Raw genomic sequence first — 23,602 nt, forward strand, 5'->3', positions numbered from 1 at the left:
ATTAGGTTCTATTGTTAAAAATCTTAAGGGTAAAGTTAACGAATGAGGTGTTAGTCGCCAATTTTATAAGTAATAATTTTTTATCATAAAATTTATATACGATCTTTTTATTTTCTATATAAATTTAAAGGATTCTTCTTGTAATATATAACTAATGAAAAATTACCATATTATATACATTTTCTTCTGTCTATGCTTTTTGACAAGTTGCAAAAACAATCAAAAAAGCCAATCAAAAGAATTTCATAAAAAAGAAGATAGAGTTTTAAAAGATACTAGGGTTACTGATATAGTTTGGACTTCTGATTCAGCAAGTTTTGAAAAAATAGAATATATTCAAGTCACTAATTATGGATATTTCTATGGGGTAGATCCAGATGAGAAAACAAGTAAGTATACGGGCTTAAGAAAAGAAAATTCTAAACTTATTATTCCAAAAATAAGCGAACCTCAAGTGCTTGAAATTCGTAGTGGAATTAAATTAAAGGAGGGTATAAAAGTTTTCAATACTCGAGTTCTTGCAAGTCCAGGTGACAGTCTCAATTTTATCGTCGATGGAAGTAATATTAAATTTGAAGGAAAAAATGCAGCAAATTATAATTTCTTCTCCGAATTAGATCCTGGTAATTTGGCTTGGTCTAAAGTGGGTTATCAAAACGATTTAATAAATTATAAAAACCGAGCAAAAAACCTCTACAATTCCCGAAAAGTCTTTTTTGAAAATTATATTCAGCAGAATCCCCAGGTTTCAAAGGAATTTGTCAAAGAAGTAGAAGAAGAACTCTATTTTGAGTATTTGTATAATTTATTGTCACCAAGATCTAAGTGGGACCCTGTAAATAGGTTGTACGTGAACACGATGCAAGGATTAACTTCAATTATTGAAAAAAATGAAAACTCCACAGAAGCGCCATTTAATTTAGAAACTTATTTGGATGACATTCAATTAAAAGATTTTGATCAACCAGATCTTGTGGGAAATGATTATTATCAACGTAGTTTGGAAGCCGTTATCCGGAGTTATTTTTCAGGAAATAAATCTTCTAATTATACCATCGAAAATTTTAAGAAAGAACGTCAATATATAGAAGATAATATCGATAATCCTTTGATGACTAATTTACAAGGAAAGTTGATTAGGCGTTATTATTATAGTGGTGGTTTTGGGAGGGGAAGTGTAGAGAAGGAGTTTCTGCAAAAGCAAATTTCAGCCTATAGAGAAAAAAAACTAACTGCTTCTCAAAAAATGGCTATGAGTGAAATTGAAAATAAACTGCAAAGTAGTAGCTCACAAATCCCTTCTTCTTTCTTAGAAGAAAAAATAATTAGTTTTTCCACAGGTGATACTATGACCTTAAAAACGGTATTAACAGAAAAGCAATTTAGTATTTTATATTTTGATAGGTTTTTACCTAATGAGGATATAGATATGCAAAAAGGAAATTTATCTCGTAAGAAATTAGAAAAATCCCAAGAGGTGCAATTCATATATATAAATTTAAATAAGTCAATTTCCACTTGGGAAAAAAGAGCGCAATTATATGAAGAGGAACTCGGTGTTCAAAATCAATATAGACTATTAAATATAGGTGATTCTAAATTGTTAAGGTTTTTAAAAGTAAGAACGCAACAAGTTCTTCATTTTCCCTCACTTTCTTTGATTGATAGAGATGGTAATTTATTGAGAAACGATTTGCCGTTACCTTCAACAGGTGTTCCTTTTGAAAGATCTGTTGAAAACGCTTGGGAATAAACAATCTTTTATTCAAAATTAATGTTTATAACAGGATATCTCGAAGAGAATATAAAATCCCTAAAATAAGCGTACCTTTGCGGCTTATAACAAGATATGACATTTAAAGAATTGGGCGTTATTGAGCCCATATTAAAGGCGTTAGCCGAAAAAGGATATACACAACCTACACCTATTCAAGCACAGGCGATCCCTGTTTTATTAAAAGGAAAAGACTTGTTGGGGTCAGCACAGACAGGTACTGGAAAAACAGCAGCTTTTACCATTCCTATTTTACAGCATTTGGCAGAAGGTGTGCCGCCTAAAAAACAAAGAAAAATACAAGCGCTTATCATCACTCCAACACGAGAATTAGCAATTCAAATTGATGATAATATACGAGCTTATGCTCAGCATACCGATATTCGAAGCACCGTTATTTTTGGAGGTGTAAAGCAAGAATCACAGGTAAAAACCTTAAAAAGAGGGGTAGATGTACTTACAGCAACTCCTGGGAGGTTACTCGATTTGATTAATCAAGGATTTATTTCCTTAAAAAATGTAAATCATTTTGTGCTCGATGAAGCCGACCAGATGTTGGATATGGGCTTTGTACACGACATTAAAAAGATCTTAAAAAAGTTACCTCAAGAAAGACAATCTTTATTTTTTTCGGCAACTATGCCTAAATCGATTATTGAGCTTTCAAAACAAATTTTAGGAGATTTTGAACGTGTAAATATTGCGCCGCAACACACCACTGCCGAGCGAGTAGATCAAGCCATTTATTTTGTACCTAAGAAAAATAAAACGAAGTTGCTGGTTCACGTATTGAAAACAGAACCTTTTGAGACCGTTTTGGTGTTTTCTAGAACAAAACACGGAGCTAATAAAATTGTAAAGAAACTCAGTCAAGCTGGAATTCAATCTGCTGCGATTCATGGAAATAAATCGCAAAACCAACGTCAGAAGGTGTTGAATGAATTTAAAGATGGGAAAATCAATGTATTGGTAGCTACCGATATCGCTGCCCGCGGAATTGATGTTTCACAACTTTCATTAGTAGTACAATTTGATTTGCCTAACGTACCAGAAACCTATGTACATAGAATAGGAAGAACAGGCCGGGCGAAAGCAAGTGGAAATGCAATTGCTTTTAGTGATAAAGATGAGCGTCCGTACTTAAAATCCATCGAGAAACTTATAGATCAGCGTTTACCTGTGGTTAAACATGAGTTTAATGAAGTAGTGGTAGAAGAAGGGGATTCAAGCTCAGCTAAACCTCCAAAAAAATCCTATAAACCTAATTCTCGAAGAAATTCAAATTCTAGGAACAAGAAAAAATCAAATTAAAGTTTTAAGTAAAAGTCTTTAACTAAGTCGGTATAAGCTTCCGTGTAAACGTGTCTTTCTTTTTCAATAATGAGAGTTTGCTCTTCTATCGTTATTTTTTCAAAACCCAATTGGAGTAACACACGTTTTATGGGAGTGGTTTGGTTGCCTTTTACGTAGGTGACCCGCTGTAAATAAAGTTGGTTTTTACTGGCTAGTTGGATAAAATCCTCATATTCAGAAAAAGGAATTATAGTTTGAAAAGTTCCTTTTTTTGAAAGTAGTTGCGCGGTATTTTTTAAGAGATCTTCAAAAGGCAACGCATCATAAAAACGAGCCTTTTTTCGAGATTCAGGTGTTGTTTCTGCTAAAGAAGGTTCAAAGAATGGAGGGTTGCTAACGATTAAATCATAGGTTTCGTCCTCGAATTCTTCCGTAAATTCATCTAAATCGGCATGGTAACAAAATACACGATCTCCCCACGGACTGTTTTCAAAATTATCAACACATTGTTCGTAGGCGTCTTCGTCAATTTCTAAGGCATCGATCAATTCTGCCTGACTTCTTTGAGCAAGCATTAAGGCGATAACGCCTGTTCCTGCACCAATATCTAAGATAGAAAAAGTATGGTCATTAATTGCAGTCCAAGCACCTAGTAAAACCCCATCGGTGCCAATTTTCATCGCGCAACGATCTTGTTCTATGATAAATTCTTTAAATTGGAAGGGTTTGGACATAGTGTTTAGAAGTCAGTTTTATTTCTGCATTGATCTTTTTACTCAATTCTAACCTCTCACTACTGCTTAAAGGTACATTTCAATCAAGCCTTCTGGAACGTCTAGATGTATAACTTTATTTTCTTTGTCAATTTTACTGATAAAATCATCATTTAAAGGAATAAGAATCTGTTTTCCTTGATGATCAATTTCAAATAGCGCTTGCGCTGTATTGGTATTAACACCAGTGAGCGTGCCAATTTTACCAAAATTTTTGTCTATAGATTGGTATCCAATAATTTCATGGTAATAAAATTGATCGGCTTCTAGAGCTGGCAATTGGTCTAAGGGAAGATAGACTTCTCTTTTAAGAAGATCTTCAGCATCTTCTTCGGTATCGATATCTTCAAATTTTACACGAAGAAGTTCACTTTTCTGTAAGGAAGATTTATCAATAAAAAATGGAACCAATTTTTTGCGGTATTCCACAAAAACTGATTCCATTTCTAAATAATGTTCGGGATCGTCGGTGTCTAATTTGATCAGCAATTCACCCTTAAAGCTAAACTTACTAACGATTTTACCTAAATAGAAACAATCTTCTTTACGCACGTCGTTAGGTTATTTTTAAGCTTCTTTTTCTTCTTCAGTTGCATCAGCACTAGCTTCAGCTTCTTCAGTTTTTGCTTCATTTTCAGCAGCAGCGGCAGCTAGAGCTTCAGCTTCAGCAGCTTTTGCATCAGCTTCACGCTTGTCATTAACTTCTTTTTCAGCAGCTAATGCTTTGTCTTTAGCTTCTTGATCTGCTTTAGAAAGGTTTTCTTTCTTCGCATCAATTCTTCCAGACTTTTCTTCTACCCAAGCATTAAATTTCTCTTCTGCTTGTTCTTCAGTTAAAGCGCCTTTACGAACACCTCCAGCTAAATGATTTTTTAATAAAACACCTTTGTAAGAAAGAATGTTTTTAGCAGTTGCTGTAGGCTGTGCTCCATTTTGAAGCCAGTTTACAGAACTATCTACATCTAACTCAATAGTTGCAGGGTTAGTGTTTGGATTGTAAATTCCTAATTTCTCTAAGTATTTACCATCTCTTTTTGAGCGCACATCTGCAGCTACGATCCAGTAAAAAGGTTTTCCTTTTTTACCGTGTCTTTGTAATCTTATTTTTACAGGCATAAAAATTAAATTTTGAGGTTCTCGACCTCGATTATTAATAATCTGGCAAAGATACATCATATTTTTTTACTGTTAATAAAAAGATTATTATTTTTTCTTTTACATTTGTAACTATTATAACCAAATTTAACCTACCCATGAAAAAAATCTTTTTAATTGCGCTGCTTGGTCTTTTTGTAATAAGTTGTGGAGACGATATTGAAACCAATACCCCTTCTATACAAGGAGAAGTAGAGGATATTTTCTTTAGATCTGGAAGTTCAACAGCAACGCTTAACGAAGATGGGTCGGTGACCTTAACGGGTAGTTCTTCAGATGAAGTGGTAACCTTAACAGCTTCTGCTTACGAAGAAGGGATTTACTCTTTTGGAGGTAGCGTAACCAATGAGGCTACTTTTGAGGACTTTAACGGAGTCTTATATTTAACCGGAGAAAACGGAGATGGAGAAATAGAGATTACTAGAATAGAAGGTGGAAGACTTTCGGGAGAATTTTATTTTAATGCCTTAGAGAATGGAGTAGGAGATACTATTAACTTTAGTAAAGGTTCTTTCTTTGATGTGCCTTTAACTAACCCAGGAACTCCAAGTACTCCGGGCTCAGATTTAGATTGTGAAGAAGCTCAAAATATAAGATTAGCAGCTAAATTAGCTTATGATGATGTAGACCCTAATAATACAGAGCAATTACAATTGGTGTGTAATGCGTATCGTAATGCGTTAGATCAAGAAATAGAAGCTTGTGGTGATGAAAGCGGAGATCTACAAGCTATTTTAGATACTTTAGGAAGTTGTGAAAGTTAAACTGTTTTCAACGATCTCAAACAAAAAAAACTTTAGGAAACTAAAGTTTTTTTGTTTGTGCACAATACTTTAAAAATAGTTACGTTATCTACAAACCTACAAGCAAAAACACATTTTGCCCCAAATTTTAAAGACTATTTTTTATAAATAGTCTTTTTTTTTGTTGATAACTAAACTTTCCTAAACCTAAATGAATTCCTAATTTTATACGTTCAATAGTTGCAAAAAATTAGGCGTACATGTATTTAATCTTCGATACCGAAACTACCGGATTGCCAAAGCGTTGGGATGCTCCAATTACCGATTCAGATAATTGGCCAAGAGCAATTCAAATCGCTTGGCAATTGCATGATGAGATGGGGAATTTGATTGAGAATGAAGATTTTCTAATTCGCCCTGACGGATTTAACATTCCTTATGATGCCGAAAAGATTCACGGAATTTCAACTGAGCTCGCTCAAGAGGAGGGAATTTCTTTAGAGGAAGGCTTAGCGAGATTTAAAACGGCTTTATCAAAAACTAAATTTGTTGTCGGTCAAAATGTAGGTTTTGATATCAATATCATGGGGGCCGAATTTTTCCGTGAAGGGGTGGAAAATAACCTAACTGAACTTCCGGTTTTAGATACGTGTACCGAGGCAACCGCCCAGCTTTGCCAGATTCCTGGGGGTAGAGGAGGAAAATTTAAGCTTCCTACCTTAACGGAATTACACCAGCATCTTTTTAAACAACCCTTTGCCGAAGCGCATAATGCTACAGCCGATGTAGAAGCTACTACCCGATGTTTCTTGGAGCTGATTCGTCTTCGTGTTTTTACCGCAGAAGAACTGGATGTAAGTCCAGATTATTTTGAAAATTTTTCTGAAGAGAATCCACAAGTTATTCCGTTAATAGGTTTAAAACACATTAACCTTAAAAAAGCTTCGGAAGCCATTCGTAAGAAAATGGCAAAAAAGGAACCTCAGCAAGACCTTTCTGAAGCGGAGATTCAAGAAAATATTGAAGTGCTTCAAGATGAAGATTTTGTTCACCTGCATAATCACAGTCAATTCTCCATTTTACAATCCACCATAAGCGTACACGATTTGGTAGCGGCAGCCGCAAAAAAGAATATGCCAGCAGTAGCTTTAACCGATCACGCGAATATGATGGGGGCTTTTCATTTTGTTTCCGCAGTAGCGAAACATAATGGTGAGATAAAAGCAAAAAGAGAAGCAGCTTTAGAGAATGGTGAAGAATTTAAAGAAAGAGAAATAAAAGCCATTGTAGGCTGCGAATTTTTTGTTTGTGAAAATCATTTAGATAAATCTAGAAAAGATAATGGCTATCAAATTGTATTGTTGGCTAAAAATAAAAAAGGCTATCACAATTTAGCAAAAATGTCTTCGGTCGCTTATACCGATGGTTTTTACTATGTGCCTCGTATAGATAAAGAGGTGATCAAAAAATATAAGGATGATATTATTGTTCTTACCGGAAACCTCTATGGAGAAGTGCCAAGTAAGGTTTTAAATATTGGAGAAAACCAAGCTGAAGAAGCTTTGCTTTGGTGGAAAGAGGAGTTTGGAGAAGATTTATATATAGAGTTAATGCGCCACGGGCAGGAAGATGAGGACCGTGTAAATCCCGTATTGGTGAAATTTGCAGAGCAACATCAAATAAAGATGATTGCGAGTAACAATACTTATTACTGCGATAAAGAAAATGCGAATGCTCACGACATTTTATTATGTGTAAAAGACGGGGAAAAACAGGCAACGCCTATAGGTAGAGGACGTGGTTATCGTTACGGTTTACCTAACCAAGAATACTATTTTAAGTCGGCTACAGAGATGAAAGATCTCTTTAAAGATTTGCCGCAAGCGATTACCAATATTCAAGAGGTAGTCGATAAAATTGAGCCGTTTGTATTAGCTCGAGATGTCTTGTTACCTGCATTTACGATTCCAGAAAAGTTTTTAGATGTAAAAGACGAAGAAGATGGCGGTAAAAGAGGAGAGAATGCGTATTTAAAATACCTTACTTTTAAAGGTGCCGAAGAGCGCTATGGAGAACTTACTGATGATATCACCGAGCGTTTAAACTTCGAACTTTCGGTAATTGAAAACACGGGTTACCCCGGATATTTCTTAATTGTAGAAGATTTTATTCGAGAAGCTAGAAAGATGGATGTTTCGGTGGGACCCGGAAGGGGATCTGCGGCAGGAAGTGCTGTGGCCTATTGCTTAAAGATTACCAATATCGATCCCATTAAATACGATTTGCTTTTTGAGCGTTTCTTAAATCCAGATCGTGTAAGTATGCCCGATATTGATATTGACTTTGATGATGAAGGTCGGAGTCGAGTGATGGATTATGTGATTGAAAAATATGGAGCCAATCAAGTAGCGCAAATTATTACCTACGGAACCATGGCCGCAAAATCGTCCATTCGAGATACAGCTAGGGTATTAGATTTACCTTTAAGCGACGCCGACCGGATAGCGAAGTTGATTCCAGATATGTCGAAGCTGCATAAGATTTTTGCACTAGACGAAAAGGGAATCCGATCTAAGTTTAGAAGTGAAGAAGTAGATAAAGTAAATGAACTTCTTAATATAGCAGAAGGGAGTGATCTAGAAGCGCAAACCGTTAATCAGGCTAGAATTTTAGAAGGTTCGGTAAGAAACACCGGGATTCACGCTTGTGGGGTGATTATTACTCCGGGAGATATCACCAATTATGTACCAGTTTCTGTAGCAAAAGATTCAGATTTATATGTTACCCAGTTTGATAACTCCGTAGTAGAAGATGCGGGGTTATTAAAAATGGACTTCTTGGGATTAAAAACCTTAACCCTGATTAAGGATACGGTTAAAATTGTAAAAGGCCGACATGGAATCGATTTAGATCCAGAGAACTTTCCGCTTGACGATGAAGAAACTTACGCTTTGTTCCAACGCGGAGAAACCGTAGGGATATTTCAATATGAATCTCCTGGAATGCAAAAACATATGCAGGCTTTAAAACCTACCGTTTTTGAAGATCTTATTGCGATGAATGCCTTGTACCGACCAGGTCCAATGGAGTATATTCCTAGTTTTATTGCCAGAAAACATGGGGATGAAGAAATTACCTATGACTTGGAGGATATGGAGGAATACCTGCAAGAAACCTATGGGATTACGGTATACCAAGAGCAAGTGATGTTGCTTTCACAAAAGTTAGCCGATTTTACCAAAGGTGAAGCCGATGTTTTGCGTAAAGCCATGGGTAAGAAGCAAAAGGCAGTATTAGATAAAATGAAGCCTCAATTTATCAACCAAGCTGCATCGAAAGGTCATGATCCCGAAAAGTTAGAAAAAATATGGAAAGACTGGGAAGCCTTTGCGAGTTACGCTTTTAACAAATCGCATTCTACTTGTTATGCTTGGATTGCTTATCAAACCGCTTACTTAAAAGCACATTATCCAGCAGAATATATGGCGGCGGTGCTTTCTAATAACATGAATAATATTAAAAACGTTACCTTCTTTATGGAAGAATGTAAGCGTATGAAGTTGGAAGTTTTGGGTCCAGATGTGAATGAATCCTATTTTAAATTTTCAGTAAATAAAAATAATGCCGTTCGTTTTGGAATGGGAGCGATTAAAGGTGTAGGTAGCGGAGCGGTACAAACCATTGTAGAGAATAGAAAAGATGGCGCTTATAGGTCTATTTTTGATATGGCTAAACGCATCGATTTAAGAGCAGCCAATAAAAAAGCTTTTGAGAGTTTAGCACTAGCAGGAGGTTTTGATGGCTTTAAGCCGACTCATAGAGGACAGTATTTTCACGATGAAGGAGACGGAGTTACCTTTTTAGAAAAGGTGGTGAAATACGCGGCAAAGTATCAAGAGAATCAAAACTCTTCTCAAGTGAGTTTATTTGGAGAGGCGAGTGATGTACAAATTCCAGAACCTGTAGTTCCTCCTTGCGAAGAATGGGGTACGATGGAAAAACTCCGTAAAGAAAGAGAAGTGGTGGGTATTTATATCTCGGGACACCCTTTAGATGATTTTAGGTTAGAAATGAAATACTTCTGTAACTCATCTTTAGCTTATTTAAGTGATTTAAGCACTCAAGTAAATAAAGAGTTTACGATGGGGGTAGTAGTAAGTGATGTGCAACATAGGGTGAGTAAAAATGGAAAAGGTTGGGCGATATTTACTGTAGAAGATTATAATGAATCTTATGAGTTTAAAATTTTTGGAGAAGAATACTTAAAACACCGTCACTTTTTAATGATCAATAATTTTGTGCGCGTAAGGTTATTTATTAAAGAAGGATGGACGAATAAAGACACAGGAAAAAAAGGAGAACCTAGAATACAGTTTAGAGATTTTAGTTTGCTGCACGATGTCATCGAAGAAAACGCAAAAAAACTCACCATTCAATTGAATGTTGAAGAGTTGAGCGATCAGCAAATTATATCCCTTCAAGAATTGTTTCACATTCATAAAGGAGATCATTTGCTCAATTTTGTGGTGTATGAACTGCAAGAAAAAATAAAACTCCATATGCCTAGTAGGCGTCAGAAAGTAAAAATTTGTCAAGAATTAATTACAGAGTTAGAGTCTCAAAACATCCAGTACAAGTTAAATTAAATTTGAAATCATTGAGGTATAACTTAAATTGATGCCTAAATAATAGAAACCCATTCTTAAGTGTAAGGATGATCTAAAATATTTGACTATTTTTGTATATCAATAAAAATTAAAATTATGGCATTAGAAATAACAGACGCTACATTTGAAGAGCAAGTATTAAATAGTGATAAGCCTGTATTGGTAGATTTTTGGGCTGCTTGGTGCGGACCTTGTAGAATGGTTGGACCAATCATCGACGAAATTAGTAAAGACTACGACGGGAAAGCCGTAGTAGGTAAAGTTGATGTAGATGCTAACCAAGAATTTGCTGCTAAATACGGAGTAAGAAATATTCCTACAGTATTGGTTTTTAATAAAGGTGAGTTAGTAGGTCGCCAAGTAGGAGTTTCTCCTAAAGATGCTTATACAAAAGCAATCGACGAGTTATTATAAATCACTCTTTTAAGATTATAGAAAAAAGGTTTAGCTTAATTGCTAAACCTTTTTTATTTTAGACAAAACTCCAACCATTAAAAATGAAGCTGCAAGAAGAAATAAATAAGAGTGAGGGATTTGGAAATTTAGACCATTTGGCCAATCAAATTGTAGAGGGGTTTATTTCGGGAATGCATAAAAGTCCGTTTCACGGCTTTTCGGCAGAGTTTGCAGAGCACAAGATTTATAACAGTGGAGAAAGTACCAAGCATATAGATTGGAAGCTGTACGCAAAGACAGATAAGCTCTACACCAAACGCTATGAAGAAGAAACTAACCTACGCTGTCATGTGATCATCGATAATTCCTCTTCTATGCATTATCCACGATTAAAAACACAGAGCCTAAAAGAATATAATAAGATTGGTTTTTCCGCCTTAGCGACGGTAAGTTTAATGAAGTTGTTGAAGAAGCAACGAGATGCCATGGGATTAAGTCTATACAGTGAAGATTATGATTATTATCTACCAGAGAAGGGAAGTGAAAGGCATTTTCAATTACTGGTACATCAATTAGAAGAAACATTAAAGAAAATTCCGCAGCAGCGAAAAACAGAAACCTATACCTATTTGCACCAAATTGCAGAGAAGCTAAAGCGGAGATCTCTTGTTTTCTTGTTTACGGATATGTTTCAGGCAGAAGAGGAGGAGCAGCGCTTATTTGAAGCTCTCCGGCATTTAAAATACAATAAACACGAGTTAGTGTTGTTTCATACATTTGATAAAGAAAAAGAAATCGATTTTGAATTTGATGAAACTCCTAAGCGGTTTACTGATGTTGAAACAGGAGAGGTGATACCGCTTTACGCGGAAAATGTAAAAGAAGCTTATCAAAAAGAACTAAAAGAATATGTAAAACATTTATCACAGATGTGTCTTCAATACCGAATTAAATATGTTCCCGTAGATATTAAAGAAAATTTTGATAAAATTCTGACAACCTATCTTGTTGAAAGACAAAAATTTAAATAATCTATTGAAAATAAATTGAAAAAAAGCTTTAAATAATTTTGCTGAAGTGATAAAAGAGTATATATTTGCACTCGCAATTAAGCAACGGTCTGGTAGTTCAGTTGGTTAGAATACCTGCCTGTCACGCAGGGGGTCGCGAGTTCGAGTCTCGTCCAGACCGCAAAATTGTTAAAAAGCTTCAATGTCACATTGAGGCTTTTTTTTACGAAGTTGTGTTGTGTATGTCAAGTTCAAGCTTGACATCTAGGTTTAAGTAGTGTTAAACCAATGAAGAGCTTTTCCTGTAAGAAGGAGAGGCTTTTTTTATTTTAGGCTATTGCGAGTCAAAAGTCAATTTTTAAGGTGTGCCAAAGCTACTCTAAGTTCTGAACAAAGGGCTAGGGTGTTATATAGAAATACGTACAAAGCAAAAAAGCCTTTTCAAGTGATGAATAGGCTTTTTTGCTTTACAGTACTGTAAGTTTACTCAACTGTATAGGTAAATTGATGACCTTCAGAAAGTCGAAAGTAACCCAAAGCATAATTTTCCGTTTGGGTTTGGTTGATGATGTTCCCTCTTATGTTAGCTGGAGGAGTCGAAAAAGGGTTTCCGCTGGTAGTTTCAAGAATTAAATTCATATAGTTATAGAAAGAGGCTGAAATCCCTCTAAACGTAATCCTTATATCGTCTCCAACTTCTAAATCTTCATCAGAGAAACTGTCTTCAATTTCATTTCCGTTATAGAAATCGTCATCGGTAAGATTGTACTCAGGAAGAGGTAAGAAAGTGGTGCGTATATCGGTTAAATAGAAATTAGTTTCGTCTATGGGGTCGTTGTAAAAAAAGCTCACTTCAATTTCATCCCCTAAAAATCCTCCTTCATCATCTTGCTCTATTCTGTTAATTTCAGGTACAGGAATCAGCGTCTCCGTCGCAGTATAAAGTTCTTCATCGACCACAATCTCCAACGTGTAGGTTTCTAGTAATTGAGGGAGAAAATCGGTACACTTATAAGTGCCTTCCTCTTCTGATTCTTGAAATATAAAACTCTCTCCTACACTGTTTTTAATGAGAACTTGAGCATCGGAAACCTTGATCGTCTCGGTTTCATAGTAATTGGTTAACCGACTTAATTTGATTTCTTGTTGAGTACCATCGGTTTGTTTCTTCCAGAGGATTTCAGCATCAATTACCAGACGTTCACTACTAGAGTCTAAGTCAACATCTATAACATCCTCGCAAGAGCTGAAGAGTAGAGTAGAGAAAAGGATAAAAAACAGACTTAATTTTGGTATATATGGTTTTAATAGACTCATGGTTTAAAATTTAAAGTTATAAGAAACACTTGGTAAAATACCAAATATAGATAAGCGTCGGGCTTCATTTATTCCAGTATCATCATTGGTGGTAAAGCGAATGGAGGCGGCATTTTTTTGATTGTAAACGTTGTAAATACTAAACACCCAATAGCTTTGCCAGTTTTTCTCTTTTTTTTGTGTTGGGGTGTATGTGGCAGCTAAATCTAAATGGTGATAGGTAGGGAGTCGATTTTCATTTCTAAGCGAATAATTAGGAACGGGAATCCCACCAATTTCATAGTAGCCATTAGGAAAAGTAACGGGTTGTCCTGATTGCAGATTAAAATTGGCGCTAAAAGACCACTTATCACTATAATCATAATTTCCGGTTAGGTTAAGGTTGTGTAGCTTATCATAAGGCGATAAGTACCAATCACCATTGGCAATACCTGGATCTTCTGCCGTATTTCCCGTTGTTTTTTGTTCGGCTCTAGAAAGGGTGTAAGATGCCCAACCTGTAAATTTCCCTTTGTTTTTTCTGAATAGAACTTCCAATCCATAAGCGCGCGCTTTTCCGTTTAAAATCACGCGCTCTATATTATTGTTTGCGATGAGGTCGGCGCCATCTACATAATCTATACGATTGTCAATATTTTTATAAAATACCTCGGTTTCTAGAGAATACATTTTGTTACTGAAGTTTTTAAAATATCCAAAAGCATACTGGTTAAGGAGTTGAGGTTCTATAAACGGACCGCTAGGAGTCCAAATATTCACAGGAGTAGGAGATTGGCTGTTAGAGATCATATGAAGATACTGTGCCATTCTATTGTAACTCGCCTTAAAAGAGGTGTCATCGTTTAAAGCATAAGAAATCGCTATGCGGGGTTCAAAATTATCGAAACTAGAAATTTGATCTCCTTTCTCGTAATTTCTAGTGCCATTGGGTTCTGCTTCTTCATAGATATTAAAATCAGCATTATAAATCACGGGTTGATTATTTTCATAGGTGCTGATGCTTTGCGGACCAAAACGATAGAACATGCTATAGCGTAAACCGTATCGTACATTAAGTTTTTCGGTAATACGTTGTTCAACATCAAGAAAAAAGGAAGGTTCTAAAGCATACTTTTTATCTAATTGCTGATAGTTAAACTGGGAAGTTTCTCCTTCTGGCTGCAAAGTGCCTGGATTAAATGTATAGTAAATCGCTTGGGCGCCATAGTTGAGTTGTATATTTTCAGATAAGTAATGTTTCCAATCGTAGGTAAGTCCGTAACTTTTAATATTGCTTTCCCATTTAAAATCTAAAGAGTTAAAACTTAAATTAAACTGGTAATCACTATAAAAAAGGGAGAGGTGCGTATTGATGTCATCATTAAAACGATGTTGCCATTTTAGATTAGCCATCGTATTCCCATAAGTGCTCAAAAAATTATCACTAATATCAAAGATGTCATTCCCGTAATAGGCAGAAAAACTTAAAGCATTTTTGTCATTCATTCGATAGTTGAGTTGGGTATTGATATCATAAAATTGAGCGGAATTATCATTATCGGCTAATTTTAAAAACAAGTGCGCATAAGAAGTTCTTCCGGCAAGCATAAAAGAACCTTTGTCTTTTTGTAAAGGTCCTTCAACTTTTAGCTTACTAGAGATAAGTCCAATGCTTCCTTCGGCGTCAAAATCTTGATCATTTCCAGTATGTTGATGCACGTCTAAAACCGATGATACTCGCCCGCCAAACTTAGAGGGAATTCCGCCTTTGTATAGTTTTAGATGATTCACGGCATCGGCATTAAATACGGAGAAAAACCCAAACATATGCGAATCGTTATAAATAGGAGTACCGTCTAAAAGCACTAAATTTTGATCTGCCGCTCCGCCTCGTACATTAAAACCAGAGGAGCTTTCTCCAGCATTGGTCACCCCAGGCAGGGTTAAAAGTGACTTTAAGGGGTCGGGTTCGCCCATCGCTACAGGAATTTGCTTAATTTCTTGCATGGACAGACTATTAACGCTCATTTGTGGTTTTTTAATATCTACCGCTTTATCATTTTGGGTAATAATCACTTCCTCTAGGGATTCTCCGCTTTCTTCCATAGAGAGGTTAAGCTTGGTGTTTTTAGTAAGCTTTACGGTTTCTTCTCTATCAGCAAAACCTAAATACGTGATGATTAACGTGTAAGTTCCTTGTAGCAATTGTAGCGAGAATTCTCCCTTTTCATTCGTGGTGGTTCCCGTAGCTTGCTCTTTTACATATATATTTACTTCTGCTAAAGCCTGTTCATTAGGGTCAACTATGGTTCCAGAAAGCTGAAATCTTTGTTGTGAAACATTCTTAAGAGCTTTTACGGTAATGGTATTTCCAATAAGTTGAAAATCGTAATGCTGATTTCGATTGAGTTGAGCAATTAAATTTTCTTTATTCAACTCATCGAGGTTCATAGCATCAGATATTTTCCAATTCAGGTTAACACTATCGCTATAAGCAAAGGTATACGGAGTTTGTTTTTCTATTTGCTGAATAAAGTCTTTTAAATTAGAGGGTTCCTTTTTTAGGTGTATTTGTTGGGCTTTTAGGTGTTGAAAACAGCAACAAAAGAATAAGATTAAAAGCGTTGGCTTCATAGTGTGGTTAAGTTAGTAAGATGAGGTATTAAGATTGAAATGTGATGCGTTTCTGTTGGTGATCTATATGGTAATCTAAGTTGTAAACTTGAGCTAAAACCTGAATCACATGATCTAATGATTCTCGCTTCTTAATTTTGAGGGTGATGTTTTTATTGATTTTATCTGATTGAAATTCAACTTTATATTGGTAATTAGTCTCTATATAATTGATCAACTCGTGTAAGGGGGCGTTCTTAAATTCTTTAAACAAATTGAAAGCTATTATTTTTACTTGATCATCTTCAGCAATAAAACTTTCTCCCGGAGCAATTAACCAATTTTTAGCAGAGCCTTCAACATTCATTTGAATACTTCCTTCATATAAGTCTACTTGAGTTTTATTTTTTATAGGACTGCTGATGCGGAAAGAGGTTCCGAGCACGGTAGTAGTGGTTTGCTTGTGATCAACTTGAAATGGATGTGCTTTGTCTTTGGTGACGTTAAAAAAAGCTTCTCCTTTTAAGTGCACCTTTCTATTTTGTTTAAAATCTTTAGCATAACTGATTTCAGCCTGAGCGGCGAGTTCAATTTGAGAACTGTCAGGTAAATACACCAACTTAAGACTGGTAGTAGGGTTTTTGATAATGTTAGTTTCTGCTAATAACGGGGTGCTAGTGCTGGTTTCATGCGACAGGTAAGGGAGTAAACCGGTAACCCCTATTAAAATCAGAAGAGAAGCTGCTATAGCATATTTATAATACGAAGTTTTGTGTGCTTTTTTCTCTTTAAATACTTCTTGGTTAAACTTTTCCCAAGCGGCTTCTTTTTCTTCGGTAGCTTTTTTAGGATGAGACTTATTCCAAAGGTTTTCAAATTCCTTATTTATATGATTAGAATCCATAATTTATAATTTTTCGCAGAGGTATCCCTCTTGGAGTAGAACATTTGAAGTTAAATCAAAATTTTCTCGATTGCCTTCCATCCTTAAAATACGATCACAATCCTCCAAGTCAAAATTAATATGACAATCTGAAAAATAAAGTTGTAAAATTTTTATCATCCGCTCTACTTGGCGAACTGTGGAAACATTGGTTTTAAATACTTCTACCATCTTAATAGATCTCTTTTCTTATAAGACAAACGAGAAAGTAAAAGTTCCTAATGCTTATTCAACTTTTTTTAAAATAAATTGATGGGCAAGGTAAATATGATTGGCAATAGTCTTAGGAGAGAGCTGGGTGATTTCAGCGATTTCTTTATAGGAATAGTTTTGTAATTTATGGAGGCTATAAATTTTTTGTTGCTGTCGCGGAAGCTGCTGTATAAGTCGGTGCAGTTGTTCTATTTGAAGTTCAATTTCTTTAAGTGAACTTTCCTCTTCCTCTACCTCCTTTAAAAATGAAGGTTCTAAGCGGATTACTTTATTTTCTCTTTGAAGATGATTTAAGATAAGGTTTTTACAGATAACAAATAACTGTTTTTCAAAACTTACTTCTTCTTTTAAAAGCGCTCTGTTTTCATACAATTTAAGAAAGGTTTCATGAACAAAATCTTCTGGAGTGAGCAACTGAAAGTTAAAATAAGAACCCACCCCAATAAGGTGATCGTAAAATAAGAAGTAAGCTTCTTTATATGCTTTAGGATTCCCCTTTTTAAGAAGCTTTATAAGTTTTCTGTCGGTATTTTTATTTATCACCACAATACAATTAGCTAATGGTATAACTATTTACTTAGAAAAATATTTTATGCAAGCTTAAAGAAACTCCTTATAACTTATCGGAAATCTTTTTAGGACTAATATCAGTAAAGGATGCTATTTGATGTGGTTGAACATAAGATTTATCAATTTTAAAGTCATCGATATTTGCAGGGGTATATTCGGGAACTAATTGTTTTAGCTTCTGTAGCGCCTCTTGAATGTTGTTTTGTTTAATGAGTTGGAGTAATTCAGATAACTGTGTTTCTTGAGAAGAATCGTAGGTATGTGTAGCCTGTGCAATCATAATTTTTTCATGATGTGTAGGCAAAGTAGTTTCTTTATCGGCTAACAATTCTTCGTAAAGCTTTTCCCCTGGCCTTAAGCCTGTAAACTCAATCGCGATATCTTCATTAGGCACTAATCCCGTTAATCTTATCATGTGGTGTGCTAAATTGATGATCTTAATGGGAGAACCCATATCAAATACATAGATCTCGCCTCCATTTCCCATTCCTCCGGCTTCTAAAACCAACTGGCAGGCTTCATCAATGGTCATAAAGTAGCGTGTAATTTCAGGGTGGGTCACGGTTACGGGTCCGCCTTCTGCAATCTGCTTTTTAAAGTGAGGAATAACCGATCCGTTTGAACCTAAAACATTTCCAAATCTTGTAGTGATAAAGGTGGTTTTTTGTTGAGGTAGCTTGGCTAAAGATTGTATGTAAATTTCTGCAGCTCTTTTAGAGGCACCCATAATATTGGTAGGATTTACCGCTTTATCGGTACTTACAAAAACAAACCTTTCTATGTTAAACTCCGTAGCCAGTTCTGCCAAATTTCGAGTTCCATAAAAATTAACACTTAAAGACTCTATGGGGTTGGCTTCCATCATAGGTACATGCTTATAAGCAGCTCCATGAAAAACAATTTGGGGTTGGTAGGTTTTAAAAACTTCCCTTAATCTTTTTTTACTTCGTACATTGGCAATCACTTTTTCATACACCAAACTAGAATATTCTTTATCTAGACATAGAGAAATGTCGTGTAGCGGAGTTTCTGCCTGATCTAATAAGATAATTTTCTTTGGAGAAAAAGGAATGAGTTGTTTTACAATTTCGCTACCAATAGATCCTGCAGCCCCAGTAACTAAAATCACTTTGTCTTTATAAAGCGCAGATAATTTAAGGTTGTTCAATTTAATAGGAGAACGCTGTAAGAGATCTTCAATTTTCACTTCTTTTAGAGAGCTAAAAGAAGGATTACTATTGTAATCTTGAATTTTAGGCAGTTTGTATATTTTTAATTTAAGATCCAGCAGTTCATTTAAAATAGAGCTGTCTTCATTCTTTATGTGTTGCAGTTTTTCATCACTAACAATAATCGCTTTGGCTAAGGTGTTTGAAGATTTTAATTGCGAAATCGAGTAAATAGGTAAATTATAAATACGCGTAAGCATCTTACGATTATCTAAATTTACAAAACCAATAATGTTAAAAGAATCAGAATGCTCAGAGATCAATCCTTCTCCCATAGCAATATCGGCTCGATCGGTTCCTAAGATATACGCACTGGTAGAAGTTTTGCTAGCATTGATACTTTGGTAGGTTCTTTTCACCAATACCCTAAAAAAGAAAAGCAAGGAAAAGGTAATGAACCCGTAAATAATCACCCCTGCATCTAAAATCAGTTTAGTGCTTCTGGTTAAGTAATAAATATGATTGACCAACAGTATGGTAGCTACACTTAGCGAAGTTACTTTCAATTGTGTGATCACATCTTTAAAACTAGAGTAACGTACCAATCCAAAATAAGACTTGACGATGATATAATAAATGGCTTGAATACCTACAATGGCAAAAAGTGGCCAAGTAAACGTAAAAATAGGGTGATCTGCTCCTGTGGCAGAATGGATAAGAAAAAATGCTGCCTGTGCTGCTATAAAAGCAATACAAACATCAATCATAAAGATAAACCTCCTAGGTACATAATTTTTTACCAAGGGCCTGATCAATTTGAGGAATTGTACTTTTATTTTTCTTGCCATAGCCATGCAGCTAGTAATTTAACGGACAAATATATACTTATAGCGGGGATGTTTCATTAAATTTATATTAAATTTTAACAATTTGCAAGGATTTAAGCTTTAAATGTTGAGAGCTAGAAGAGCTCAACTTAAGCCAACTAAATCTATGGAATGCTGCATAAAATGAAAAGTTGATTATATTTGCAGCTATGAAAAAGATAATTTTAGCATTTATTTTTTGCGGACTCCTCTTTAGTTGTTCTAGTAAAAAGGAAATTTTATACTTTCAAGATATTGAAAATACATCTTTGGTAAAAGTAGATCAAATCTATAGCCACCCTACGATTGAAGTTAATGATATTCTTAAAATAGACCTTACTGCTTTAAGTCAAGCCGCTATTTTACCTTATCAATTTGATAAAAATATTGGGGCGCAGACAAGGCAAGCACAAGGAGATATTTTAAAGCTGGAAGGTTACCTGGTCGATGAAGAGGGGAATATCAATTACCCAGGCTTAGGCTTGGTTCAAGTGGAAGGTTATACCACGCAGGAGCTACAAAAGAAGTTTGAAACTCAACTTTCACAATTTGTAAAAGACCCAACCGTAAGAATTCGACTGGTAAATTTTAAAATTTCGGTGATCGGAGAGGTAAAAGCACCCGGTACCTATACCATTGCTGAAGAAACGGTGAGTTTGCCGCAAGCTCTAGGTTTGGCAGGAGATCTCACTATACAAGGGGAAAGAAGAGAGGTTTTATTGATACGACAAACCAAAGAAGGTAGGGAGCATGTACTCATAGATTTAACCTCGAGTGAGTGGATGAACAGTGAATATTATTTTTTAAAACAAAATGATGTGGTGTATGTCCAACCCAACAATGCCAAGGTAAAATCAGCAGGGATTATTGGTAATTTAGGAACCCTTCTTTCGGTATTTTCGATATTGTTAAGTACCGCAATTTTGATATTTAGATAAAATGGTAGAGCAACAGCAGTGGGAGAAAGACGAGGTAGATAGCGGGGAAGATTTAAAAAATCTTTTGTATCGTTATTTTCAATATTGGCCGTGGTTTCTATTAGGAGTGATACTTTCAGTCTCCGGAGCTTATTTATACTTAAGATACAGTACCGAGGTATATAGTACCCAAGCTAAAATAAAAGTCTTAGACGAATCTAATGATGGGGGCTTAGACCTCTCAGGTTTAAGTGGTTCGAGTAGCCTATTCAATTTGAGCAAAGTCAATTTAGAAAATGAAATTCAAATTGTAAAATCACGAAGGTTATTAGAACGCGTTACCCAAGCCTTAGATTTAAATACGGCTTATTATAGCAATGCTGCGATTAAATCCTCTTTATATTATAATCCAGACATGCCGGTCCAGGTAAGCTGGATCACCAATGATTCTACTTCACAAAGTTCCTCTCCGCTTATTGAGTTTCATAGCTTAGGCGAAAACTCGTTTAGTCTTAAAGAAGAGAAACTCGGAAGTCTCAAGGGGACCTATGGGGATACTCTCCAGTTTGGGGGCTACGTTTTTAGCATAGATAAAAGCCCCACTTCTAGATTGCACGGAGAATCTTCTAAAGATGATACTTTCTTATTTAAGTATGTGAACACAGAGAGTGCTATTCAAAGCTTGTCTAATAGTACAGGAGTAGAACCTATTGGAGATAAGAGTCACGTACTCAGCTTGTCTATTCAAGGCTCTAATGTGAAAAGAAATGAAGCGGTTTTAAATGAATTGATTAAACAATTCAATCAAGATGGGATTGAAGATAAGCGTTTGGTCTCTAAAAGAACCCAAGAATTTGTAGAAGAGCGCTTGGTGTTTTTAGTACAAGAGCTAGACACCGTAGAAGAGGGTATGGTCACTTATAAAAACGAGAAAGATCTTATCGATGTGCAAGCTAATGCTACACAACTTTTCGGAAAAGAAGCAGAAGCGGAAAAAAGACGCTTTGAAGTACAAACCCAATTGGCGGTGACCAAAGACTTTCAAGAGTTTTTAGAAAATCAAAGTTCTTATGAGCTATTGCCAGCCAATATTGGGATTAGCGATGCTTCCGTTAATGAACTCACAGGAGAATATAATCAATTAATACTAGAAAGAGATAGACTTTTAATTTCTGCAACCTCTGAAAATCCTGCGATCCTTAATCTCAATCAGGAATTAAGCCGATTACAAGCCAATATCAATGCGAGTGTAAAAACCTATATGCAAAGCCTACAAATTACTTTAAGCAGTTTAGAAAGGCAAGAAGGTTATTCGAGTGGGAAATTAGGAGGCTTTCCACAAATTGAAAAAGAAGTACGTTCCATTACCAGACAAAGAGAGATAAAGGAGCGGTTATATTTATTTTTATTACAGAAACGAGAAGAAGCCGCTTTAAGTTATGCCGTAACCGCTCCCACCGTAAAAGTGGTCGATTTTGCGTATACGTCATCTATTCCAATCTCTCCTAAAAGACAAATTGTAATGCTCGCTTCTCTAATTATAGGGGTGCTTATTCCATTCGGGATTTTATATGTCTTGTTTTTATTAGACACCAAAGTAAACACCAAAAACGACTTGCAAAAAAAATTAGCGAGTCTTTCGGTGGTAGGAGAAATCCCACAGTTAGCTAAAAATGCAAAGCCGATAATTGGAGCCAATGATAGAAGTGTCTTGGCCGAAGCTTTTAGGATTTTAAGAACCAATCTTAATTATTTTAAATCTCCAACTGATTTAGAAAACAAAGGACAGGTGGTTTTTGTTACTTCTACTACCAAAGGAGAAGGAAAAACCTTTGTAGCGGTTAACCTGGCTAATATTTTGGCGGCAACTAAAAAGAAAACCCTTTTGATAGGTTGTGACTTAAGAAACCCTCAAATACACACTTATATCAATAAAGACAAAAACTATAAAGGGGTCTCTTCTTTTTTACATAATGCTTCCGTTCAATTGGAAGATTTAATATTAAAAAAGGCTTTTAACTTCGAAAATTTAGATGTGGTACTTTCGGGAACTATTCCACCAAACCCTGCAGAATTACTACTCAACGGAAGGTTTGAAGAATTAATAGAAGAGGCGAAGAGCAAGTATGATTATGTGATTATAGATACAGCGCCTACCATCTTAGTCACCGATACCTTATTGATCTCTAAGTATGCCGATGCGACCATGTATATGGTAAGAGCTGGATATACCGATGTAAAATTACTAAAACATATCGAAGAGCTTCAAAAACAACGTAAACTTAACAATATGGGAATTGTTCTTAATGGGGTGAAAGAAGATGGTGCTTATGGTTATAATTACGGCTATGGCTACGGTTATTCTGAAGAGGTGAAGAAAAAGCCTTTATGGAAATTTTGGGCTAGATAAGTCGCTGTTTTTCTAAAAATAAAGAAACCTCCTTCAAGTTTTAATTTTTTTAACACTTGGGGGAGGTATTCTTTTTTAATTTTGCGCTATGATTTTGTCACTGCATCTTAAGAAAAGACTTTCTGTATTTTTTCTGCTTGCTTTTATTTTTATAAAAGTAGGGGGATTGCATAGTCTTACTCATACGGAAGAGGCAAATGATCAACAAGAATGTGTGTGGTGTCACTTATCGGGAACCGATGCTCATACGCCTTTATTGGCTACTGGAGAAGCTTACGACATACTTAGCATTCCTGTTACTCCACCACAACATCTACAAAACAATCATTACCGTTCGGTCGTTTCTTCAAAACCTCCGGTATGTCTTATCTTTAATAAGCCTCCACCTTTTTATACGGCTTAATTTTTTCTTTACTGAATTTACGATGCATTCGAAGTCTTTATGATCATATCTTTTTAATAAAAAGGGATGCATGCACGCTAGCTAATAAAATCACATAAACTTAGGTTTTCTATCCTTGTTATAAGACATAAAAGAAGTGCAATTTTATACTTCTTTCTTAATTTATAACATAAATGACAAGTCGTCGATTTAACGCTTTCTTATAAATTAATTATAGGTTATCGCAATAACGTTAAGGTTGATCATAGCTCAGATAAAGAAAAAAGAAACTGATTACAGATCTATCTTTTAGAAAAAATACTGGCTCAAGTTTAGAGCTGATATTTAAGGAAAAAAGAATAATTCATTAAAAACTTACTTTTTGAATAGCTCTATTTCCAATTAAAATAAG

The 23,602-nt window shown here is 35.4% G+C and carries 18 protein-coding genes and 1 tRNA gene; 10 read left to right on the forward strand and 9 right to left on the reverse strand.

The annotated features are described in order from the left end of the window. Window positions 1-154 precede the first annotated feature (154 nt). Both FT986_RS06100 and FT986_RS06105 read left to right on the forward strand, forming a co-directional pair. On the forward strand, window positions 155-1,753 hold the full coding sequence (locus FT986_RS06100; RefSeq protein ID WP_147864318.1) for a hypothetical protein: 1,599 nt from the start codon (window positions 155-157) through the stop codon (window positions 1,751-1,753). A 96-nt stretch (window positions 1,754-1,849) separates the two neighbouring features. Continuing rightward, window positions 1,850-3,085 carry a DEAD/DEAH box helicase gene (locus FT986_RS06105; protein WP_147864319.1) on the forward strand — a complete coding sequence of 412 codons (1,236 nt, stop codon included), beginning with the start codon at window positions 1,850-1,852 and terminating at the stop codon, window positions 3,083-3,085. Here the strand turns inward: FT986_RS06105 and FT986_RS06110 are convergent. The 3 genes from FT986_RS06110 to FT986_RS06120 all read right to left on the reverse strand — a co-directional run bounded on the left by FT986_RS06110 (window position 3,082) and on the right by FT986_RS06120 (window position 4,956). After that, a complete protein-coding gene (locus FT986_RS06110; RefSeq protein ID WP_147864320.1) occupies window positions 3,082-3,801 on the reverse strand; it encodes a tRNA1(Val) (adenine(37)-N6)-methyltransferase in 720 nt (239 codons plus the stop codon). The two genes, FT986_RS06105 and FT986_RS06110, sit on opposite strands and share 4 nt — an antisense overlap. Window positions 3,802-3,867: 66 nt before the next feature. After that, window positions 3,868-4,392, reverse strand: a complete 525-nt coding sequence (gene rimM / locus FT986_RS06115; RefSeq protein ID WP_147864321.1) for a ribosome maturation factor RimM — start codon at window positions 4,390-4,392, stop codon at window positions 3,868-3,870. A gap of 15 nt (window positions 4,393-4,407) precedes the next feature. Then, window positions 4,408-4,956, reverse strand: a complete 549-nt coding sequence (locus FT986_RS06120; RefSeq protein ID WP_147864337.1) for a 30S ribosomal protein S16 — start codon at window positions 4,954-4,956, stop codon at window positions 4,408-4,410. Window positions 4,957-5,093: 137 nt separating this feature from the next. Here FT986_RS06120 and FT986_RS06125 point away from each other — a divergent pair, with 137 nt between their 5' ends. The 5 genes from FT986_RS06125 to FT986_RS06145 all read left to right on the forward strand — a co-directional run bounded on the left by FT986_RS06125 (window position 5,094) and on the right by FT986_RS06145 (window position 11,992). After that, the gene (locus tag FT986_RS06125) at window positions 5,094-5,759 is read left to right on the forward strand and encodes a DUF6252 family protein (RefSeq protein WP_147864322.1); all 666 of its coding nucleotides are present in this window, start codon (window positions 5,094-5,096) and stop codon (window positions 5,757-5,759) included. 239 nt (window positions 5,760-5,998) lie between these two features. Then, complete coding sequence (dnaE, locus tag FT986_RS06130) at window positions 5,999-10,384, forward strand: DNA polymerase III subunit alpha (RefSeq protein ID WP_147864323.1); 4,386 nt, start codon at window positions 5,999-6,001, stop codon at window positions 10,382-10,384. Window positions 10,385-10,501: 117 nt separating this feature from the next. Beyond that, window positions 10,502-10,819 carry a thioredoxin gene (gene trxA, locus FT986_RS06135; protein ID WP_111539495.1) on the forward strand — a complete coding sequence of 106 codons (318 nt, stop codon included), beginning with the start codon at window positions 10,502-10,504 and terminating at the stop codon, window positions 10,817-10,819. A gap of 83 nt (window positions 10,820-10,902) precedes the next feature. Next, window positions 10,903-11,832, forward strand: a complete 930-nt coding sequence (locus FT986_RS06140) for a DUF58 domain-containing protein (protein ID WP_147864324.1) — start codon at window positions 10,903-10,905, stop codon at window positions 11,830-11,832. 86 nt (window positions 11,833-11,918) lie between these two features. After that, window positions 11,919-11,992, forward strand: a tRNA-Asp gene (locus FT986_RS06145). 302 nt (window positions 11,993-12,294) lie between these two features. Here FT986_RS06145 and FT986_RS06150 read toward each other — a convergent pair. The 6 genes from FT986_RS06150 to FT986_RS06170 form a co-directional block, all read right to left on the reverse strand. Then, window positions 12,295-13,128, reverse strand: coding sequence for a DUF4249 domain-containing protein (locus FT986_RS06150; RefSeq protein WP_147864325.1), 834 nt, complete (start codon window positions 13,126-13,128; stop codon window positions 12,295-12,297). A gap of 3 nt (window positions 13,129-13,131) precedes the next feature. Further along, a complete protein-coding gene (locus FT986_RS06155; protein WP_147864326.1) occupies window positions 13,132-15,741 on the reverse strand; it encodes a TonB-dependent receptor in 2,610 nt (869 codons plus the stop codon). Window positions 15,742-15,769: 28 nt separating this feature from the next. Next, complete coding sequence (locus FT986_RS06160) at window positions 15,770-16,624, reverse strand: FecR family protein (protein ID WP_147864327.1); 855 nt, start codon at window positions 16,622-16,624, stop codon at window positions 15,770-15,772. Window positions 16,625-16,627: 3 nt separating this feature from the next. Next, window positions 16,628-16,834 (reverse strand): hypothetical protein, encoded by a 207-nt coding sequence (locus FT986_RS16060; RefSeq protein WP_222706186.1) that lies wholly within the window; start codon window positions 16,832-16,834, stop codon window positions 16,628-16,630. Between the two features lie 54 nt (window positions 16,835-16,888). Beyond that, entirely contained in the window at window positions 16,889-17,422 is a 534-nt protein-coding gene (locus FT986_RS06165; protein WP_255505923.1) for an RNA polymerase sigma factor, read from the reverse strand. 67 nt (window positions 17,423-17,489) lie between these two features. Next, the gene (locus FT986_RS06170; RefSeq protein ID WP_255505924.1) at window positions 17,490-19,463 is read right to left on the reverse strand and encodes a nucleoside-diphosphate sugar epimerase/dehydratase; all 1,974 of its coding nucleotides are present in this window, start codon (window positions 19,461-19,463) and stop codon (window positions 17,490-17,492) included. A 188-nt stretch (window positions 19,464-19,651) separates the two neighbouring features. On the opposite strand from FT986_RS06170, the gene FT986_RS06175 reads away from it, so the two are divergent. The 3 genes from FT986_RS06175 to FT986_RS06185 all read left to right on the forward strand — a co-directional run bounded on the left by FT986_RS06175 (window position 19,652) and on the right by FT986_RS06185 (window position 23,211). Then, window positions 19,652-20,419 (forward strand): polysaccharide biosynthesis/export family protein, encoded by a 768-nt coding sequence (locus FT986_RS06175; protein ID WP_147864329.1) that lies wholly within the window; start codon window positions 19,652-19,654, stop codon window positions 20,417-20,419. Window position 20,420: 1 nt separating this feature from the next. Further along, window positions 20,421-22,808 (forward strand): tyrosine-protein kinase, encoded by a 2,388-nt coding sequence (locus tag FT986_RS06180; protein ID WP_147864330.1) that lies wholly within the window; start codon window positions 20,421-20,423, stop codon window positions 22,806-22,808. Between the two features lie 88 nt (window positions 22,809-22,896). Next, window positions 22,897-23,211, forward strand: a complete 315-nt coding sequence (locus tag FT986_RS06185) for a hypothetical protein (RefSeq protein ID WP_147864331.1) — start codon at window positions 22,897-22,899, stop codon at window positions 23,209-23,211. Window positions 23,212-23,602 lie beyond the last annotated feature (391 nt).

It is taken from the genome of Mesonia sp. K4-1, from assembly GCF_008017825.1.
Lineage (GTDB): Bacteria > Bacteroidota > Bacteroidia > Flavobacteriales > Flavobacteriaceae > Mesonia.

Coding starts and splice junctions, on each gene's coding strand:
- FT986_RS06100 (WP_147864318.1), top strand. CDS start 155: ATGAAAAATTACCATATTATATACATTTTCTTCTGTCTATGCTTTTTG.
- FT986_RS06105 (WP_147864319.1), top strand. CDS start 1,850: ATGACATTTAAAGAATTGGGCGTTATTGAGCCCATATTAAAGGCGTTA.
- FT986_RS06110 (WP_147864320.1), bottom strand. CDS start 3,801: ATGTCCAAACCCTTCCAATTTAAAGAATTTATCATAGAACAAGATCGT.
- FT986_RS06120 (WP_147864337.1), bottom strand. CDS start 4,956: ATGCCTGTAAAAATAAGATTACAAAGACACGGTAAAAAAGGAAAACCT.
- FT986_RS06125 (WP_147864322.1), top strand. CDS start 5,094: ATGAAAAAAATCTTTTTAATTGCGCTGCTTGGTCTTTTTGTAATAAGT.
- dnaE (WP_147864323.1), top strand. CDS start 5,999: ATGTATTTAATCTTCGATACCGAAACTACCGGATTGCCAAAGCGTTGG.
- trxA (WP_111539495.1), top strand. CDS start 10,502: ATGGCATTAGAAATAACAGACGCTACATTTGAAGAGCAAGTATTAAAT.
- FT986_RS06140 (WP_147864324.1), top strand. CDS start 10,903: ATGAAGCTGCAAGAAGAAATAAATAAGAGTGAGGGATTTGGAAATTTA.
- FT986_RS06150 (WP_147864325.1), bottom strand. CDS start 13,128: ATGAGTCTATTAAAACCATATATACCAAAATTAAGTCTGTTTTTTATC.
- FT986_RS06155 (WP_147864326.1), bottom strand. CDS start 15,741: ATGAAGCCAACGCTTTTAATCTTATTCTTTTGTTGCTGTTTTCAACAC.
- FT986_RS06160 (WP_147864327.1), bottom strand. CDS start 16,624: ATGGATTCTAATCATATAAATAAGGAATTTGAAAACCTTTGGAATAAG.
- FT986_RS16060 (WP_222706186.1), bottom strand. CDS start 16,834: ATGGTAGAAGTATTTAAAACCAATGTTTCCACAGTTCGCCAAGTAGAG.
- FT986_RS06170 (WP_255505924.1), bottom strand. CDS start 19,463: ATGGCAAGAAAAATAAAAGTACAATTCCTCAAATTGATCAGGCCCTTG.
- FT986_RS06175 (WP_147864329.1), top strand. CDS start 19,652: ATGAAAAAGATAATTTTAGCATTTATTTTTTGCGGACTCCTCTTTAGT.
- FT986_RS06180 (WP_147864330.1), top strand. CDS start 20,421: ATGGTAGAGCAACAGCAGTGGGAGAAAGACGAGGTAGATAGCGGGGAA.
- FT986_RS06185 (WP_147864331.1), top strand. CDS start 22,897: ATGATTTTGTCACTGCATCTTAAGAAAAGACTTTCTGTATTTTTTCTG.